General features: G+C 56.3%; 18 protein-coding genes. 10 read left to right on the top strand and 8 right to left on the bottom strand.

Features of this window, described 5'->3' with window-relative positions; translation table 11 throughout:
* Positions 1-45 precede the first annotated feature (45 nt).
* Positions 46-1,227 carry a cysteine desulfurase family protein gene (locus SYNC_RS12140; RefSeq protein WP_041426757.1) on the bottom strand — a complete coding sequence of 394 codons (1,182 nt, stop codon included), beginning with the start codon at positions 1,225-1,227 and terminating at the stop codon, positions 46-48.
* 42 nt (positions 1,228-1,269) lie between these two features.
* Here SYNC_RS12140 and SYNC_RS12135 point away from each other — a divergent pair, with 42 nt between their 5' ends.
* From SYNC_RS12135 to SYNC_RS12125, 3 genes are read left to right on the top strand one after another with little or no spacing between them, the layout of a single operon-like run.
* Positions 1,270-1,767, top strand: coding sequence for a hypothetical protein (locus tag SYNC_RS12135; RefSeq protein WP_237699223.1), 498 nt, complete (start codon positions 1,270-1,272; stop codon positions 1,765-1,767).
* A gap of 34 nt (positions 1,768-1,801) precedes the next feature.
* Positions 1,802-2,515: a response regulator transcription factor gene (locus SYNC_RS12130; RefSeq protein ID WP_011620534.1), complete on the top strand. Its 714-nt coding sequence runs from the start codon at positions 1,802-1,804 to the stop codon at positions 2,513-2,515.
* Complete coding sequence (locus SYNC_RS12125) at positions 2,515-3,498, top strand: RNA pseudouridine synthase (RefSeq protein ID WP_011620533.1); 984 nt, start codon at positions 2,515-2,517, stop codon at positions 3,496-3,498. The genes SYNC_RS12130 and SYNC_RS12125 overlap by 1 nt, the downstream gene beginning before the upstream one ends.
* Positions 3,499-3,519: 21 nt before the next feature.
* On the opposite strand, the gene bchM is transcribed toward SYNC_RS12125, so the two are convergent.
* The gene (gene bchM, locus SYNC_RS12120) at positions 3,520-4,233 is read right to left on the bottom strand and encodes a magnesium protoporphyrin IX methyltransferase (RefSeq protein WP_011620532.1); all 714 of its coding nucleotides are present in this window, start codon (positions 4,231-4,233) and stop codon (positions 3,520-3,522) included.
* Positions 4,234-4,260: 27 nt separating this feature from the next.
* Positions 4,261-5,412 (bottom strand): amidohydrolase family protein, encoded by a 1,152-nt coding sequence (locus SYNC_RS12115; RefSeq protein WP_011620531.1) that lies wholly within the window; start codon positions 5,410-5,412, stop codon positions 4,261-4,263.
* A 111-nt stretch (positions 5,413-5,523) separates the two neighbouring features.
* Between SYNC_RS12115 and purE the strand changes: the two genes are divergently transcribed.
* Together purE and SYNC_RS12105 are read left to right on the top strand one after the other, a co-directional pair.
* Positions 5,524-6,024 (top strand): 5-(carboxyamino)imidazole ribonucleotide mutase, encoded by a 501-nt coding sequence (purE, locus tag SYNC_RS12110; protein ID WP_041427129.1) that lies wholly within the window; start codon positions 5,524-5,526, stop codon positions 6,022-6,024.
* A gap of 54 nt (positions 6,025-6,078) precedes the next feature.
* The gene (locus SYNC_RS12105; protein ID WP_041426756.1) at positions 6,079-7,158 is read left to right on the top strand and encodes an AI-2E family transporter; all 1,080 of its coding nucleotides are present in this window, start codon (positions 6,079-6,081) and stop codon (positions 7,156-7,158) included.
* On the opposite strand, the gene cysC is transcribed toward SYNC_RS12105, so the two are convergent.
* Together cysC and SYNC_RS12095 are read right to left on the bottom strand one after the other, a co-directional pair.
* Positions 7,139-7,765, bottom strand: a complete 627-nt coding sequence (gene cysC / locus SYNC_RS12100; protein WP_041427128.1) for an adenylyl-sulfate kinase — start codon at positions 7,763-7,765, stop codon at positions 7,139-7,141. The genes SYNC_RS12105 and cysC overlap by 20 nt on opposite strands.
* 52 nt (positions 7,766-7,817) lie before the next feature.
* The gene (locus SYNC_RS12095; RefSeq protein ID WP_011620527.1) at positions 7,818-8,144 is read right to left on the bottom strand and encodes a translation initiation factor; all 327 of its coding nucleotides are present in this window, start codon (positions 8,142-8,144) and stop codon (positions 7,818-7,820) included.
* Between the two features lie 38 nt (positions 8,145-8,182).
* Between SYNC_RS12095 and SYNC_RS12090 the strand changes: the two genes are divergently transcribed.
* Genes SYNC_RS12090 through SYNC_RS12080 form a run of 3 tightly spaced genes read left to right on the top strand, consistent with a single transcriptional unit; the run spans position 8,183 to position 11,651 of the window.
* Complete coding sequence (locus SYNC_RS12090; protein ID WP_011620526.1) at positions 8,183-9,142, top strand: class I SAM-dependent methyltransferase; 960 nt, start codon at positions 8,183-8,185, stop codon at positions 9,140-9,142.
* A gap of 38 nt (positions 9,143-9,180) precedes the next feature.
* Positions 9,181-10,437, top strand: coding sequence for a tryptophan synthase subunit beta (gene trpB / locus SYNC_RS12085; RefSeq protein ID WP_011620525.1), 1,257 nt, complete (start codon positions 9,181-9,183; stop codon positions 10,435-10,437).
* 5 nt (positions 10,438-10,442) lie between these two features.
* Complete coding sequence (locus SYNC_RS12080; RefSeq protein WP_011620524.1) at positions 10,443-11,651, top strand: hypothetical protein; 1,209 nt, start codon at positions 10,443-10,445, stop codon at positions 11,649-11,651.
* Positions 11,652-11,660: 9 nt separating this feature from the next.
* Here SYNC_RS12080 and SYNC_RS12075 read toward each other — a convergent pair whose 3' ends face one another.
* The 3 genes from SYNC_RS12075 to SYNC_RS12065 all read right to left on the bottom strand — a co-directional run bounded on the left by SYNC_RS12075 (position 11,661) and on the right by SYNC_RS12065 (position 14,300).
* Positions 11,661-12,863 carry an ABC transporter substrate-binding protein gene (locus SYNC_RS12075; RefSeq protein WP_237699222.1) on the bottom strand — a complete coding sequence of 401 codons (1,203 nt, stop codon included), beginning with the start codon at positions 12,861-12,863 and terminating at the stop codon, positions 11,661-11,663.
* 22 nt (positions 12,864-12,885) lie between these two features.
* On the bottom strand, positions 12,886-13,878 hold the full coding sequence (gene hrcA / locus SYNC_RS12070; protein ID WP_041427127.1) for a heat-inducible transcriptional repressor HrcA: 993 nt from the start codon (positions 13,876-13,878) through the stop codon (positions 12,886-12,888).
* Positions 13,879-13,949: 71 nt separating this feature from the next.
* Positions 13,950-14,300: a rhodanese-like domain-containing protein gene (locus tag SYNC_RS12065; RefSeq protein ID WP_041427126.1), complete on the bottom strand. Its 351-nt coding sequence runs from the start codon at positions 14,298-14,300 to the stop codon at positions 13,950-13,952.
* A gap of 48 nt (positions 14,301-14,348) precedes the next feature.
* Here SYNC_RS12065 and SYNC_RS12060 point away from each other — a divergent pair, with 48 nt between their 5' ends.
* Both SYNC_RS12060 and SYNC_RS12055 read left to right on the top strand, forming a co-directional pair.
* Positions 14,349-15,968 (top strand): DUF3352 domain-containing protein, encoded by a 1,620-nt coding sequence (locus SYNC_RS12060; protein WP_011620520.1) that lies wholly within the window; start codon positions 14,349-14,351, stop codon positions 15,966-15,968.
* A complete protein-coding gene (locus tag SYNC_RS12055; protein ID WP_011620519.1) occupies positions 15,925-16,446 on the top strand; it encodes a histidine phosphatase family protein in 522 nt (173 codons plus the stop codon). Before SYNC_RS12060 ends, SYNC_RS12055 begins: the two co-directional genes overlap by 44 nt.
* Positions 16,447-16,452: the final 6 nt, after the last annotated feature.

Raw genomic sequence — 16,452 nt, 5'->3', positions numbered from 1 at the left:
TGATTAAAAGGCTTGGCCGGAAAGTAGCGACGCGCACTATTAATTTCACGCTTTATGACGTAATTGGTGTACGACGTCGTTAATGGCCTGAATAGCTAGGTCGATGTCGCGGTCCGAGGTGCTGCGCCCCAGGCTGAGCCGCAGGGATGCTTCAGCTTCTTGTCGGCTTCGACCTAAGGCCATCAGCACATGGGAGGGTTCGCCGCGACTGCAGGCCGAACCACTGCTACAGGCCACTCGGGATCGCAGCGCTCGATGCAGCTTGTTTCCCGAGACGCCTGGAATGGTGATGTTGAGATTGTGCGGCAGTCGAGCTGTGGCATGGCCGTTGAGCATTAGCTCTGGCTGCCTTTGCTTCAGGCCCTCCCAAAGCCGATTGCGCAAACGTTCGATGCGTTGACTGCGGCTAGCGAGATCGCTTTGTGCCAACTCTGCCGCTTTGGCAAATCCGATGATGAGCGGCACCGGCAAGGTGCCAGGTCTCAACCCCCGTTCTTGCCCCCCTCCCCATTGCAGCGGCTCGACCTTTAAGTCTGGGTTGCTGATCAGAGCGCCAACCCCCTTTGGCCCGTTCAGTTTGTGGGCGCTCAGGCTGAGAAAATCGGCGCCAAGCCCTTTGCTATCTAAGGGGATGTGGCCGAAGGCTTGAGCGACATCGCTGTGCAGAGTCACACCCTGATCTCTGCAAATGGCCGCGACTTCAGGGAGTGGCTGGATGACGCCGATTTCGTTGTTGGCCAGCATCACACTCACCAATTGGGTGTCTTCAGTGATGGCGGCCTCAAGCTTTTTGAGCTCGAGGAGACCATCCGACTCTGGTGAGAGAAGGGTGATGCGAAAGCCTTCGCGCTGAAGCTGCCGCAGGGGGTCGAGAACAGCATGATGTTCACTGACCATGCTGATCAGATGCCCCGGTTTTCCCCTCTCGCGAGCGATGGCGCGTGCATGTCCGAGCAGAGCAATGTTGTTGGCCTCCGTGGCTCCGCTGGTGAAGATCAGCTGTTCAGCTGAGCAGTTCAGGCAATCGCTTATTTGTTCTCGGGCCATTTGAACGGCGGCGGCGGCCGTCAGTCCGAGTCGATGTTGCCGGCTAGAAGGATTTCCCCACTGTTCAGTCCACCAAGGCTCCATGGCCTTCACCACATCCTGGTGACACGGCGTTGTGGCTTGATGGTCGAGGGCAATTGGTGCCGATTGAGTCAAGACGGCTTCGGGGCTTGGCAGCATGGTGTGAGTCTGTCGTCCTATCTGATGCGTACGGCTTATTGCATGACCAGCTTGAGTCTGCTCGCGATCAGTGTTCTGCAGCCCTGCTTGGCAGAGCCATCTCTGCGCGAGAAGGTCCTTGAACAGATGCGGGCGTCGAGGCCTGCCGACTTGGTCGTGCTCGAGACGCGTGAGCTAGGTGGCACTTCCCTTCTCGGAATTTTTGCCATCCAGTTGGATTCGACTGATCCTGATTTAAGGCAATACAAGCTTTGGAGGGAATCGCCTGAGAATCTGATCATCCCAACGGAATCGGTGAGTTGCAGTCGGACTGATCCCATGCGTGTCACACGCGATCAGAATGCGATTTATCTTCAGCGGCTCAATCCTGGTGGTTTGGTCACCTCGGCGAATCGGGAAAACCATCTGGTGTGGTGGGCTGCCTGTGAGCCAGAGCTTGCTGGTGAAGATCCCTCTGCTTTGACTGAGAAGGCCAAGGCGTTGGGTTTCTCCACGCTGCAGAAGGAATCTCAAGAGATTTTGCGGTTGCCAAGCCAATAGCGCCTCTAGATTTCGCGTTAGATGCGTCAGGTCCATGACGGAGACTCCCAGCGAGGTTCTGACCCCACGGTTGCTGCTCGTAGATGACGAACCTGGTTTGCGTACTGCCGTTCAGGCCTACTTAGAGGATGAGGGATTTGATGTCACAACGGCTGAGGATGGTGAAGAGGGCTTCATCAAGGCCCAGCAGATGCTTCCTGATCTGGTGATCAGCGACGTGATGATGCCTAGGCTTGATGGATTTGGGTTGCTGCGCAAGCTGCGTGAAGACGAGCGGCTTGGCGGAACGCCGGTGATTTTTCTCACTGCCAAAGGGATGACGGCGGATCGTACTCAGGGTTATCTCGCGGGCGTGGATGACTACATCCCTAAACCATTTGACCCTGATGAACTCGTCGCCAGGGTCAGAAATGTTGCCCAGCGGCAGCAGCGGTTGTTGCAGGAGGCAGCACGGTTCGCTGACACCGATATGGGTCAGATGGCCAAGCAGATCACAGAGATCCGCTCGCTTCTTGCCCAGGCTGATGCCCTACCCAATCAGGACCCCGTTCAGCACAATTTCACGCCAAGGGAGGCAAGTGTGTTGCAGCTTGTGGCTGAGGGCTTAATGAATAAGGAGATCGCGCGGCAGCTCGAGACCTCGATTCGCAATGTGGAGAAGTACGTGAGCCGGCTTTTCATCAAAACGGAAACCTCTAGCCGCACGGAGCTCGTGCGTTATGCCCTCCAACATCACCTTGTGAATTGATGGCTGAGCCGGCGGGATGGCGGCCGGCGGCGTTGAACAACGGCTGGACCTACTGCGATCGGGTTCAGCCAGGGGAACAGTCCACCCGATTGAGTGCTGTGCTGGCGCTGCGCCATCGCCACTCCTGTCCGGCGACGTGGCAGCAGCGCTTGGCCAGCGGGGAAATCACTCTGAATGGTCTGGCTTGTTCCGATGACGTCGAGGTCAAGGCGGGCGATTGGATTCGTTGGGCGCGTCCGCCCTGGGTAGAGGCTGCGGTTCCGGATCAATTGGAGGTCATTCACGATGACGGGGATGTGCTGGTCGTGAATAAGCCCTCAGGATTGCCGGTGATGCCAGGTGGCGGCTTCCTTGTACACACGCTGACGTCCTTGTTGGAGCGGAGTAGCCGTTCTGTTGGAGAGGTCTTGGTGCCAAAGCCTATTCATCGCCTCGGAAGGTTCACGTCTGGCCTTCAGGTTTGCGCCCGTCGGCCCGAAACCCGGGCTGCGTTGTCGAAGCAATTTCGACCTGAGGGCGATTGCCGAAAAACGTACCTGGGCTTAACGCATCGCTTGGAGAGCCTCCAACAAGGTCAGACGCTTGTGATCCAAACCGATGTTGTGGAGAGGCAACATCCTTTGCTCGGTTGGGTTTGGGGACCAGAGCCATCGACTCCGGAGCCATTGCGTAGGCGCCTATCGGCTCACTCTGAAGTGCAACTGCGGGAGCGAGGGGAGAGGGAAGACCTCTTGGAAGTACAGATCCATACAGGCCGCCCCCATCAGATTCGTATTCATCTTGCCCAACTGGGATTCCCCTTACTCGGAGATCCCTTGTATCAATCCGATCAGGGGCTCTGTGCAACCGCAACGCCAGGGGATGGTGGATACCACTTGCACGCTTGGCGCCTGGAGGGTTTGTGTTGGCCGACGTCCAAGTGGCTATCGCTCAAGGCTCAGCCGCCCAAGTTGTTGAGAGACCGAGACGGTGCCGGGCCTTGAAGGGATTCGCGCTGAGTGAGATCAGTTCTTTTGGAATTCCAAAAGGCGCGAAAAGTAAAACGGTGCCTTGTTCAAGCTGCGGCGCACCAATTTGAATCCACAGGACTCAGCGGCTTGCACGATGCCCGTTTCTTTCAGGGTGTAAGCCCGGGTGGTTTTACTGGGGCCAGGGAAGAGTTGGCCGATGCCTTTGAGCAATGCCAGCAAAGGGGTGTAGGGAGCAAAGCTCACGATCAGCCTCTGTTCGGTGAGGCTGCAGAGGTGGCGAACCATCTCCTCTGCTGCTGTTTGTGGGTAGTGAATGAACACATCCAGGCAGCACACGGTGTGAAATGAGCCGCTGAGGCTCTCGAGATCACTGGCAAAGAAATTCAGTTTGCTCATGTTCAAGCCTGCCTCCTCGGCCCGGCGCTGAGCCTCCTTCGCCATCGCCTCAGAAATGTCGCTTGCATCGATGGAGCCTGCTCCCATTTCCGCTAAGGGCAAGCTGAGGCTGCCCACACCGCACCCCGCATCACAAAAGCTCACATCGCTGAGCGCATCACTTCCCTCAATCCAGGTCAACACCTCATCCACGGTCTTCTGGTGACCGATGCGAATGTTGCGCTGCACTTTGTTGACATCATCTGTTTCGCTGTAGATGCGATTCCAGCGTTCGAACCCTGTGGTTTCGAAGTACCCCTTGACCACCTGCTTTTCAGCTTGCTTGTCGTCCAGCAGTGGCTCGGGTGACATGGGGTTAGGGGGAAAGGTCGCGAAATCTTAGTCAGCGTGTTGCCAGCTAAGGATTTTGGTTTCGCTATCCCAATGCCAGCGCAACAGTTCGTTTAGAGGGCGTCCCATCAGCTGGAACGTTGCCTTTGAGTTCAGGACCTTCCTGGGTGCAACGGTTGCGGCATGAATCGCTGCAACTGGATTGGAGCCCCAGCTCGCGAGTCGCTTCACTCCCTCAAGGAGTGGCAAGGTCACGCCTGCAAGAGTTCCATCTTCAAGCCGGCAGGTGCCGTCTTTAACAAGCAGCGCACGCTCATCCCAGTGGTGAACTCCGTCTTCTAATCCGTAGGGGGCGAGTGCGTCGCTGACAAGCACGAGTTGATCGCCCGCCAGCCGCTGCAAGAGCACCGCCATCGTGGGATCCACGTGAACCCCGTCAGCGATGAGGCCGAGAGCAATGTCATCGCGTTGGCAGGCGGCTCCGATGGGGCCGGGATTGCGGTGATGCAACCCCGGCATCGCATTGAAGCTATGGGTCAGCATCGTTACGCCTCTAGTAAACGCTTCGTTGGCTGTGGTTGCATCTGCTGTGCTGTGACCAAGGGCCACACGAATGCCCAGGCCGCAAAGGTGTTCGATCAAGGTTGCGGCCCCATCGAGTTCTGGAGCGAGCGTGACCAGGGCAATCTCATTCTCAAAGCCGTTAATCCGTGCTTTGAGTTCGGTCATGGTTGGGGTGGCGAGATGTTGGCGTGGATGGGCTCCCCGCCTTGCATCGGCAAGAAAAGGGCCTTCCAAGTGGGCACCAAGCAGCTGGCAGCGATACGGCTGGTGAGCGCTACGTGCCTGTCTGAGCACTGCAAGGGCTCGGCGCAAGGGCTCGACGCCGCAAGTCACAAGAGTGGGACTGATCGCTTCCACGCCATCGCGCCAGAGCTGATCGAGGAGCTGCAGGAGTTGCGGCAATTCAGCTTCTGTCAGCTCTGGGAACGGCAGTCCAAAGCCCCCATTGATCTGGAGGTCGATGCCCATCGGGCTGAGCACATCTCCGCGCCAGTTTTCACCTGCCATGGCAGATCCCTCAGGCATGAGCCCCAGATCAACAATGCGGTCTTGCTGATCGACTTGAAGCCACCACTGCTGAGCGTGCCCGTCTTTGGCCGCGCTGTGGGCTAGACGAACGTGTGTGATCCGGCGCATGGGGAATGGTCCTCAGAAGCCAATGCGGGACGATGGCAGTCTCGCTGCAAGCTTGCTGTGTCCAAGCCATCGGAGCCCACGATCGTCGCGACTCCCCTTGTTGCAGTGATCATGGGAAGTGATTCTGACTTACCGACCCTGACGCCAGCGGTTTCGGCTCTCGAAGAATTAGGCGTCAGCGTTGAGGTGCGTGTGCTTTCGGCCCATCGCACTCCACTGGAAATGGTGGACTTTGCACGTCAGGCCAAACAGCTGGGATTCCGGGTGATCGTTGCTGGTGCCGGTGGCGCTGCTCATCTCCCAGGAATGGTCGCCTCACTCACCACGCTTCCCGTGATCGGTGTCCCTGTGAAGAGTCGAGCTCTCTCTGGAGTGGACTCCTTGCATTCCATTGTGCAGATGCCTGGTGGAATTCCTGTGGCCACGGTTGCGATTGGCGGAGGTTTAAACGCTGGTTTGCTGGCCGCTCAGATTCTGGCGATCAGTGATTCGTCCCTGTCTGAACGACTGGAGGCGTACCGCCAGCAACTCCACGACATGGTGGTTGCCAAGGATGCCCGCCTCAAAGATCTCGGTGCTGACGCGTATCTGGATTCAATGTCGAGTAGCTGATCACACAGCTTCGGCCCTGGTCCGTTTCACAATTCACTCTCAACGGAACGTTTGATGTTCGGTCCTGTCTGGCTGCGTTGGGGACTAGCCCTACCTCTTTTGACGCTCAACTTATTTGTGTTGCGTCAGTTGCTTGTGCCGCTAGCGCCCTTCCCGGGGTTGTTCTTGACGGCTGCCTTGATCGCCTTCCTTCTCAGCATTCCCTCCCGTTGGCTTCGTGCCAGGGGGCTTCCGGATTGGCTTGCAATTTCCCTCGTTTTTTTTGTAGCCGTTGGAATCTTGGTGATCTCAGGGATCACGTTGGTTCCTCTTCTGATTGACCAACTCGCGCAATTGATTAATGCCTTGCCAGGCTGGCTTGAAGCATCCCAAGGCCTGATCGCTCGTCTCCAGGGATGGGCCATGGCCCATGGTTTGCCCAGTGAATTTGGTGATCTGAGCAGCGATGTTCTGACGCGAGCCAGTCGTCTAGCCAGCCAGTTAAGTCAACAGTTGCTCAGCATCCTTGGCGCGACCCTCGGCACCACCATCAACACAGTCATCGTTCTGGTGCTGGCGGTGTTTTTTCTGCTTGGAGGCGATTCCATCTCTGCCGGGTTGGTTCGTTGGTTGCCGCAGGAATGGCGCCAGCTTGTCGTGACTACGATCACGCGCACTTTTCGGGGCTATTTCGCGGGTCAAGTCGTGCTCGCTTTGATTTTGAGCGCTGGTCAGATTGCGGTGTTCACGTTGCTGAAGATTCCTTATGGGGTGTTGTTTGCTGTCTTGATTGGTTTAACCACCTTGATCCCCTATGCCAGCGCTTTCACTGTTGTGGCGGTGAGTGTTTTGCTGGCAGTGCAAGATCTGGGAATGGGCGTAGCCATCCTGGCGGCAGCCATTGGCGTTGGTCAGATCGTGGATCAAGTGATCCAGCCACGCTTAATGGGGAGCATCGTTGGCTTGCAGCCGGCTTGGCTGCTCATTGCGCTCCCCCTTGGTGCGCGAGCGGGCGCTCTCTTCGGTTTTGGAGAGCTTCTCGGACTGTTGTTAGCCGTGCCAGTGGCGAGCTGCATCAAAACCCTGATCGACGCCTGGGCTGATCGTCAGGGCTTTGATCTCCCTTCAAGAACGATCAGCTCTGCGCAGGAATGACTTTTTTGTCGATCAGATAGCGGATGACCTGATCAACGCAGCTATCCAGGCTGCTGTTGCCTGTGTTCACGTTGAGCTCAGGCTGTTCGGGTGCCTCATAGGGGCTGGAGATACCTGTGAATTCTTTGATTTCACCTGCACGTGCTTTGGCATAAAGCCCTTTGGTGTCGCGTTCTTCGCAAACGCTGAGATCGGCTGCGCAGTGGATCTCGATGAAGTCTCCAGTGTTCACAAGGGCTCTGGCCTTATCGCGGTCAGCTCGAAACGGGGATACAAACGCAGTCAGAACGATGACGCCTGCATCGAGGAACAGCTTGGCGACCTCTCCAATGCGACGGATGTTCTCCTCTCGGTCGGCGTCGGAAAAGCCCAAGTCCTTGCAGAGGCCGTGGCGAACGTTGTCGCCGTCCAACACGTAAGTGGCAAGTCCGCGTTCAAACAAAGCAGCGTTCACGGCATTGGCCAAGGTGCTCTTGCCCGCTCCGCTTAAGCCCGTAAACCAGAGAATCGAACTGCGGTGCCCGCGTTGCTCAGCTCGAGTGTCGCGATCGACCGAGGCCTGGTGCCAAACGATGTTGGTGGCTTTTGGATTGTCGGCGGCGGCCATGAACGGAACGCGAAAGATTGCATTGTCTCGTGGCACAAAGTGGGCTGACGTCTCAGCCTCCTGCTCTCTTCGGTTTATATCCCTCTTTTTTGAGGTACTCGAGACTGAGCTCGACCTGATCACCTTGCAATTCGATCACGCCATCTTTGGCAGTGCCGCCGCTGCCAATCCGTGTTTTTAACTTTTTCAAAAGGGCTTTAAGCCCATCTGGATCTAACTCAAGACCTCTGATCACAGTGACGGTCTTGCCTCCTTTCCCGCCTCGAGTGGGCTGCACGCGAACGACCTGCTCCTGTTTAGGTGTGAGCCCCGCTGATGGTGCAGTTGGGCGTTGCAGACTGTCTGCATTGCTGAATTCTTGCCAGCCACCCTTGCGCATGAGCTATTCGCAACCCCCCCATCCTGCCGCTTCTCACGATGAGTGAGTCCGCTCCAGCTCCTCAATGGGCTGATTCCAGTCGGGGGCTCGGCCGCTGGATTGAACGGTTGATCGGCATTCGCCTGTTGCGTCGCCCATTGTTTTTTCAGGCACGACAGCTGATCATCCGAACAGCTGAGCGCAATGGAATCCCTTGGAGGAAGCGACGGTCTGAATTGCGGGAGGCTGCTGCGCCCCTTTTGGCCAAGAGCCGAACCGAGGGTCTGGTTCCTCCTTCCTATTACCAAGCGCGTTTCCATGCCTATGAGCAGGGCAACCTTTGCTGGCAGGCAGCAGCGGAGGCTGAGCAAGCCACCACTGCGATGGCTCTGCGCATTTGGCCTGAGGAAAAGCTTGCACCGCTTGAGGCTCAGACACGACTTCGTGATTCGATCCATGCGGTGGTGGAACCGCTCTTAAGCGATTCGATCCATGAGGTTTTGGATTTGGGTTGTTCCGTTGGCGTCAGCACCCAGGCGCTTGCCCATTGGCTGAATGATCGAGCAGACCAACAGGGACTGAAGAGGCCGCGGCTGATCGGGTTAGATCTCTCCCCGGAGATGCTGGCTGTGGCACGGGTGAGAGATCGCGACAGTTTGATCAGTGAGTGGCACCATGCCGCTGCCGAACACACTGATTGGGCGAGCGAGACCTTTGATTTCATCAGTCTTCAGTTTGTTTGTCATGAGTTGCCCCAAAAGGCCACCCGTGAGGTTCTGGAGGAAGCGGCGCGTCTGCTTAAGCCTGGAGGCGTGCTGCTGATGGTTGATCAGGATCCAGCTTCATCGGTGTTGCAACGCTTGCCAGCCGCCGTTGCGACCCTTCTGAAAAGTACGGAGCCTTATATCGAGGACTATTTCGGTCTCGATATGAGCGCCACCCTCCTGAAGGCTGGGTTTCGAGATCTTCGTATTACGGCCTGTGATCCACGACATCGTGTAATTGCCTGTTTACGCTGACGCATCGCAAGACGCCGTTTCAGCGGCCTGCAAGATCTGTGACAAGCACTCTGCCGACTGCAAACACACCCGATCCCGCCAGCCTGATGCCTTCGGTTCGACCTGAAGCACATGGCCGGTACGGACGTTATGGAGGTCAGTACGTTCCTGAAACGTTGATGCCAGCGCTGGCGGAGCTTGAGCAAGCGGCCGCTGAGGCTTGGAAGGATTCAGCCTTCACAACTGAGCTGAACCGGTTGTTGAAATCGTATGTAGGTCGTGCGACTCCTCTTTACGAAGCGGAGCGTCTGTCGGCTCATTATCGGCGTTCCGATGGTGGCCCACGCATCTGGTTGAAGCGGGAAGATCTCAACCACACGGGTGCGCACAAAATCAACAATGCCCTTGGTCAGGCGTTGTTGGCCTTGCGCATGGGCAAGAAGCGGATCATTGCGGAAACCGGTGCGGGTCAGCATGGCGTTGCTACAGCGACGGTCTGCGCACGTTTCGGTCTGGAGTGTGTCGTTTACATGGGCGCTGAAGACATGCGTCGCCAGGCGCTGAATGTGTTCCGAATGCGCTTACTGGGAGCCACCGTTCAGGCGGTAACGGCAGGGACGGCCACCTTGAAAGACGCCACGAGCGAAGCCATCCGCGATTGGGTGACCAATGTGGAAACCACCCACTACATCCTTGGATCTGTGGCAGGCCCGCATCCCTATCCCATGTTGGTGCGTGACTTCCATGCGGTCATTGGCAATGAAGCCCGTGAGCAATGTAAGGAGTCCTTTGGGCGTCTCCCTGATGTTTTGTTGGCTTGTGTGGGTGGAGGTTCCAATGCGATGGGTCTTTTCCATCCATTCGTTCAAGACACCTCTGTTCGCCTGATAGGAGTTGAAGCTGCTGGTGATGGAGTGGCAACCGGACGTCATGCGGCCACGATTACCGAGGGTCGCGTGGGTGTGCTGCACGGAGCGATGAGCCTGCTGCTTCAAGATCAGGACGGTCAGGTGCAGGAAGCGCACTCCATCAGTGCTGGGCTTGATTACCCCGGGGTGGGGCCAGAGCACAGTTATCTGCGGGACATTGGCCGCGCGGAATACGGTGCTGTGACCGACGATGAGGCGATCACAGCTTTACGGCTTGTGAGTGAGTTGGAGGGAATCATTCCTGCGTTGGAAACAGCCCATGCGTTTGCTTGGCTGGAAATGTTGTGCCCAACGCTTCCAAACGGCAGTGAAATAGTGATTAATTGTTCTGGTCGTGGAGATAAAGATGTGAACACCGTGGCAGAAAAACTCGGAAATCAACTTTGAAAACTGTGCTTCAGCGATTGTTGAAGCACCTCAAGAAGTTGGGCGTCAGCTTGGGTTTTTGGGACTTTCTGCTGATCCTGGTAGTTGTTGTCTCCGGGATTTTCCTTGTTCAGTTTCTTGGACGAGAAAATCTTGATGTAATTAGTTCTCGAGAATTGCTTCGGCTCACAAGTACTCCTCATATTCGCAATGAAGCGCCTGATGCTGCGGTTCGTGGCAGGCCATTAAAAGGAGCCGAAATTCTGCGTGATTCAGAACTTCTAGAAGCCGCGAAATATAAGGTGTATGCAGGTATTTATGTGGCAAATAATTTTAGCCTCGATCTTGAAATTCCTAGCTTTTCCAGCAAGGGATACATTTGGATGCGTTGGGGAAAGTCTTTTCAAGATTATTTGGAAAAACGTGGTCTAGCTATCTCCGAGGTTATTGGGCTTGAGAACGACATCAATCCAGAAACCTCTTTGATTACTCCTTTGCGAAATGTTCGAGAATTCGATGATGGTACTTTTGGGCAGGGCCTGTTGTATACAGGGGACTTTTACATTGATAATTTAGACTTAAGAAGGTTTCCTTTTAACTCGGTTAGTCTTCCGGTTGTTTTAGAGGTTGACGACCCAGTTGGGGATTTGACCTATAAGAGCTTGCGCTTGATTCCTGATTTAAGAGATAGTGGGATTGGTCAATATTCGGATCTCTTTGGCTGGCTAACTCGCGGTTGGTCCTTTGGTGAGTTCAGACATCATTTTGCCTCAGGCCTTGGATTTAGCACGGAAGATGAGGAATATAGCCAGCTTATCTTTGATGTCTCCTATCAACGGTCATCGTGGTCTGCTTTTTGGACTTTAATTCAGCCATTAGTGGTTGTGATGGCCTCGATCGTATTAATTACTAGGGTGCTAACAGAATTCCGTGTTGAGATTCCGATTGCGGTTCTGTTGACGTTGATCTTTTTGCAGGACGGATATCGATCAGAGCTCCCGAATCTTCCCTATCTTTCATTCCTGGACTCAGTTTATGCAATTGCGTACATTCTTTCGATTGTGAGTTTTGCTCTGGTTCTTTATCTTGAAGCTCTTAAGAGGCAGGCCAGCTTGGGGCCAAGTGAGCGAAAAAAAACGATTTTGAAACGTATTCATTTCTATGAACAATTCTGGCCTCCTATTTCTCTTCTTGTCATGGTGTTGTTGTCAGCAGCCAGCTGGTTATTGATTTGACATTGGATTTCAGGGTTCCCAGGGATCACTGCCGAGAAACACAAGATCAATGCTGCGATGTAGCCCCGGAGTGGTTCGCTTGAGCTCCTTCATAAGGCGTTCTCGGGTGACATTGGGAGCGATCGCTTCCATTGCTTTTACGAGCCATTGCGCTGCCATGAAGCCCTCGAGGCTGTAAAAATCGAAATCAACGTCACCATCCGGCTGCTGTTGACGTAAAAGGCGTTGATAGCTCGCGACATCTGGATGCCGTGCATCCCACGGGAACGGCACGACTTGTGTGACACCAACGCCAAAGGCTGCTGCTTGAGGAAGATCCCGGAAGAGCGCTTTGGTCCCTGTTGGAGAGATCGTCATCAATTGCGGGCGGCTGCCACTTCGATGCACGTTGTTCACCAGCGAGGCCATCGTTTTGCTGAGCGAGATCACGATGAGGGCATCGGGTTTCGATTTGACAATCGTGTCGGCTGCTTGCGTTGTTTCCGTTGAGTTTCGTGGCAGAGCCGCTGTGCTGACAGCGCGGAGATCGTGGCTCTGCAAGGCTTTCTCCGTGCTTGCAAGCACATCTTTCCCATAGGCGTCGTTTTGATATGCCACGGCAATTCTCACGAAGCCGTCGTTGACGAGGTGGTTGACGATGCGTCGGGCTTCCTCCCCATAGCTTGCACGGAAGTGCAAAACCCCTGTCTGGCCTTGTGCTCTTAGGGCGCTAGCACCTGTGAGAGGTGCAACGAGCGTGAGTCCCGCCTTCTTGGCGATCGGTAAAGCCGCCTTGCTCGTGGGGGTACCAAAAAAGCCAAACAGGGCCAAAACATCGGGTTCCGCGGCAAACCAGCGGGTATTACGCAGGGTATTTTCTGGCTCATAGCCATCATCGATTCGCCAGATTTTCACGGGTCGTCCTGCGATGCCACCGCGGTTGTTTAATTCCCGTAAAACGGTGTCGATTCCCAGGGCGAAGCGCTCTCCGATGAGTCCAGAGGGGCCTTTTAGGGGCAGTGATTGTGCCAATAACCAAGGGCGAGGTTCTTCGTCGAGAAGTGAATCAAGGTTCTCGCTAGCAACGCTTCGATTTGCATCGTTGGAAGCAATCGTGGTGGTCTGTGCGGTCTCAAATTGATCCTGTTTGGTTGTCTGATTGACACCCCCCCAAATGGCAAACAACGCCCCCGTCATGCTGAGTCCGAGGACGATTGCGAGGCGCGTTTTCAATGTTCTCCCCTGGAGCGCCATCTCAGTTCAGGAGATAGTCGAGACGATGTGCAGCACTCTTCACTGCAGCAAGTGCTGTGGCATAGGCCATGCGCATCGGACCCACAAGTGCCACGTGTCCGACTCCATCAGTGGCGCTCGTGTAGGTGGCTTGGACCACTGAGCATTGGTGAAGAGCTTGTTCAGGATGTTCTTGGCCAATCCAGACGCCGCAGCCAGGACCGGGAGCGGAGAGGGTCACGGCTCCGGGACTTTGATCCATCAGTTCTAGGAGTGGTCTGACCTTGGCGCTTTGGCTGAATTCGGGCTCGGCGACGAGACGAGATACACCGTGAAATAAGGCCTTGGTCTCTTGAGCGGTCTCCAAGGTCTGATGGCTGTCGATGGCATCCCGGAGGGCCCTGCCGCAGGCCTGCAGTTCTCTTGGAAGTGCGTTCCAATTCAAACTGCCGTTGCCATCGAGCTGCCGGCGCGCCCACTGATCCATCGCTTCGATTTGATGTTCACTGCCGTGTGGCAGCCGCAGGTTGAGGTGACTGGCTTGGCTGGAATTCTTCACCAACATCACCAGCAACCGCTCCTCGCTGCGAACCAGTCGGATGGCTTCCAGTGCGGGTTGGCTTTGGGTGGGGTGAGTGATCAGGCTCATCAGTCCCGTGAAGTCGGTGAGCCTCCTAGCCATGTTTTGGAGCAGGTCATCAAGAGCTGCCCAGCGAAGGCTGAGTTGGTTGAGCTCTTGATCGAGATGTTGGGCGATTGCTCCGGGCCTAGGGAGCAAGCAGTCCACGTAATGTCGGTATCCATTTGGGCTTGGAACCCGTCCCGCAGACGTGTGTGGTTGGGTCAGAAGACCCCGTTGCTCAAGGGCCCCCATGGCTGAACGCACTGTGGCAGCACTGGCTTGCAGATCGAACCTTTGAACCAGTGTGCGGCTTCCCACTGGCTCAATGGTGTCGACGTAGTGGTGCACCGTGGCCCTGAGTACCTCCTGTTGTCGGCGGGGCAGCGGCTGCACAGGCACACAATCAGCATCTCGATCGTACGGAGGTTTCCTCTCGGATTGGTGGCGTTGTCATGAACCGCTGCTCAGTAGCGGGGAACGGTGGGGTCAACCTCCACGCTCCAGGCATGAATGCCACCTTCTAAGTTCCAAACGTCGTAACCCTGTCCCTGATCTAAGAGCCAGCAGCCAAAGTTCCTGCTGCGGATCCCGGCGTGACAAATCACCACGATGGGCTTGCTGGTCGTCAGCCTTGCGGGCAGCTCGGAGAGCCAGAGATTGGATTCGCTCAGCGGTAAATGTTCCACCTGTCCGGGGAAGGGAGCAATTTCCACTTCGGAGTGCTCTCGAACATCAACAAGCTGAAGGGAGGTGCCGCTCGACAGCCACTCGTGAAGGTCTCTGGCGGTGATGGATTGGGGTGAAGAGGATGTCATGGGATTCATCATGAATAAAGATGAGGCCATACCCACGCCTGCTGCTTCATGAAGGCGCGCTCCTTCCTATTAGCTGTCGCTGCAGCGGTGTTGTTGCTGCTAACCACCGCATTGGGCTTGTGGTGGGCGATGGCAGAGCAGAGTCCCCTCAAACTGGTTGGGCAACCCCTCGTGTTGCCACGAGCCGCTCGGTTCGTCCCGAGAGACGCATCTCTCAGTTTGCATTGGCTCACTGATCCTGTGCGCATGCCTGCGTATGCCCAGGCGGTGGCTCCCGTGTCACGCCGACGCCAAGCGCGGGACAGTACGCAGCAATTGCGGGATGGAGCTTTTGCGTTAGCGGGCTTGGACTTTGCGGGAGAACTCGCGGATTGGATCGGTCCCCAGGTCAGTCTTTCTTTGGTTGGACCCGTCGCCGATGCACCATCGGGTTGGGTGCTTGCTCTCACAAGCCTTGATCAAGACGGTGCAAAGCGCTTCCTCCAGCGTTTTTGGCAAACGCGCAGTTTGGCTGGCACTGATCTGCAAATCAGTCGTTACCGGGGAATGGGGGTGATTAGCGGCCGGGGAGCATTGCTCGGACGAGAGCCACAGCCAATCGCTACAGCCTTGATCGACGATGACCTGCTTCTAATCGCCTCCAGTCGTGGTGTGCTGGAGCAGTCCCTGGATGTGTCTCAGCTTGATGCTCTGCACCAACTTGGAGACGAAGCTCTTGTCGCGGATTTGCAGCAGCTGGGTCGGGGTGCGGCTCTGCTGACCGCCGATCCCGTTGCGATGGCGAGGTGGCTTGGAATGCCCAGCTCCATCTCTGATCACGATGACCTTGTTGGCCTAGTGGCAGCACTGGAACCCAAAGGGACTGCCCTCAATTTGGATGCTGTGTTGCGTTTTCGTCAGCCGCTCGGGAGTTCAGGGAATGGGGTACCGCTGTCGCAGTCTTTGCTGCGTTCAGCTGGAGGATCAGCATCTGCCTTGGCTGTGCTTTCGGATCCTGCCGATCTCCTAAGTCCAAATAGTCAGGACCCTGTCGCTCGATGGTTGGCGCCTGTTCTTGAGGAGACCCTCCAAACGCTAGGGGCCGAGGGAGCTTCGACTGTGGTGGGATTGGATCCGGGCCCACTGCTATGGAAGCAGGGCAAAGAGGGATGGCTGTTGGGAACAACGAATGATCAGCCCGGTTTGGAGGCCGTGGATGCGGACCTCCAGTCCAAGGGTCTCGTGCGCTCGGCCCTGCCTTCTGATGGCGCTTCCATTGAGGTGTGGACTCGGTTAGCCCGGCAGCGGCAGCGCGGTGAAGCCTCTCTCCAGGCCCAGCTTGCAGTGGCCTTAGAACGCGAATCTGGCCAAGACTGGTGGGGGCAGACATTGGATGCTCTGACAACGCGTCAGGATCATTCAGCCCTCGAGCCTCGTTTGGATCAACTAAAAGCCTTGCAGGATGAGGGGACGGCACCTTTGGCACAACAGTTGGCATTGGCGACCGAGCCCAGCCGCGCTCAGCTTCAAAGGTGGCGGCCCTGGAGCTTGATTCAGTCGGTGGCTGGACGGCCGCTACTTCCAGCGGTGCAGGGGCTTGCTTTGGCCGCTGGTGTCGAGACAGAGGAAGCTGCTGACCGAGTAGGTGCCAACCGCTTACGTCTCCGCGCTCAGCTGCGGTTTGGCTGATCTACTGCTCCTGCGTCACGGCATCGCGGTTGAGCGCAACCAAGGTGTGGACCATCCAGAACGTTGTCTGACGCCTCTGGGGTTAGAGCGCACATTCAAGGTGTGCTGCCGTCTGCGCGATCTCGGACTCATCTCCGACCGCTCGTACAGCAGTCCTTATCGTCGAGCGCGTGAAACGGCTGAACTGGCCGTGAAAAGTGGCATGGCTCCAAAGGTTGAGCTCACCAGTTGTCTTGCGCCTGGTGGGGATCCGTGGCCCTTGGTTCAGCGTTTGCAAGGCTCGTGTTTGCTTGTGGGGCATGAACCTGATTTGAGTCGGCTGGCTGCGCTGTTGATGGGGGCTCGACCCAGTGGCCTCCGTTTGCGTAAAGCAGGGTTTTGTCATCTCCGTTGGGACTCATCCCATCAAGATCCACGCGGCTTGGCGCAGCTGCAGGGGTTGCTAAGGCCAGGTCTGTTGTTGCCGGGCTGCGTTTAAGTTGCG

It is taken from the genome of Synechococcus sp. CC9311 (assembly GCF_000014585.1).
Lineage (GTDB): Bacteria > Cyanobacteriota > Cyanobacteriia > PCC-6307 > Cyanobiaceae > Synechococcus_C.
The sequence above is the reverse complement of the archived record's forward strand: the minus strand, read 5'-3'. Positions and strand labels throughout refer to the sequence as shown.

What these genes read in the sequence shown, in the direction of transcription:
- SYNC_RS12140 (WP_041426757.1), bottom strand. Translation starts at nt 1,227, where the DNA reads ATGCTGCCAAGCCCCGAAGCCGTCTTGACTCAATCGGCACCAATTGCC.
- SYNC_RS12135 (WP_237699223.1), top strand. Translation starts at nt 1,270, where the DNA reads ATGACCAGCTTGAGTCTGCTCGCGATCAGTGTTCTGCAGCCCTGCTTG.
- SYNC_RS12130 (WP_011620534.1), top strand. Translation starts at nt 1,802, where the DNA reads ATGACGGAGACTCCCAGCGAGGTTCTGACCCCACGGTTGCTGCTCGTA.
- SYNC_RS12125 (WP_011620533.1), top strand. Translation starts at nt 2,515, where the DNA reads ATGGCTGAGCCGGCGGGATGGCGGCCGGCGGCGTTGAACAACGGCTGG.
- bchM (WP_011620532.1), bottom strand. Translation starts at nt 4,233, where the DNA reads ATGTCACCCGAGCCACTGCTGGACGACAAGCAAGCTGAAAAGCAGGTG.
- SYNC_RS12115 (WP_011620531.1), bottom strand. Translation starts at nt 5,412, where the DNA reads ATGCGCCGGATCACACACGTTCGTCTAGCCCACAGCGCGGCCAAAGAC.
- purE (WP_041427129.1), top strand. Translation starts at nt 5,524, where the DNA reads ATGGGAAGTGATTCTGACTTACCGACCCTGACGCCAGCGGTTTCGGCT.
- SYNC_RS12105 (WP_041426756.1), top strand. Translation starts at nt 6,079, where the DNA reads ATGTTCGGTCCTGTCTGGCTGCGTTGGGGACTAGCCCTACCTCTTTTG.
- cysC (WP_041427128.1), bottom strand. Translation starts at nt 7,765, where the DNA reads ATGGCCGCCGCCGACAATCCAAAAGCCACCAACATCGTTTGGCACCAG.
- SYNC_RS12095 (WP_011620527.1), bottom strand. Translation starts at nt 8,144, where the DNA reads ATGCGCAAGGGTGGCTGGCAAGAATTCAGCAATGCAGACAGTCTGCAA.
- SYNC_RS12090 (WP_011620526.1), top strand. Translation starts at nt 8,183, where the DNA reads ATGAGTGAGTCCGCTCCAGCTCCTCAATGGGCTGATTCCAGTCGGGGG.
- SYNC_RS12065 (WP_041427126.1), bottom strand. Translation starts at nt 14,300, where the DNA reads ATGACATCCTCTTCACCCCAATCCATCACCGCCAGAGACCTTCACGAG.
- SYNC_RS12060 (WP_011620520.1), top strand. Translation starts at nt 14,349, where the DNA reads ATGAAGGCGCGCTCCTTCCTATTAGCTGTCGCTGCAGCGGTGTTGTTG.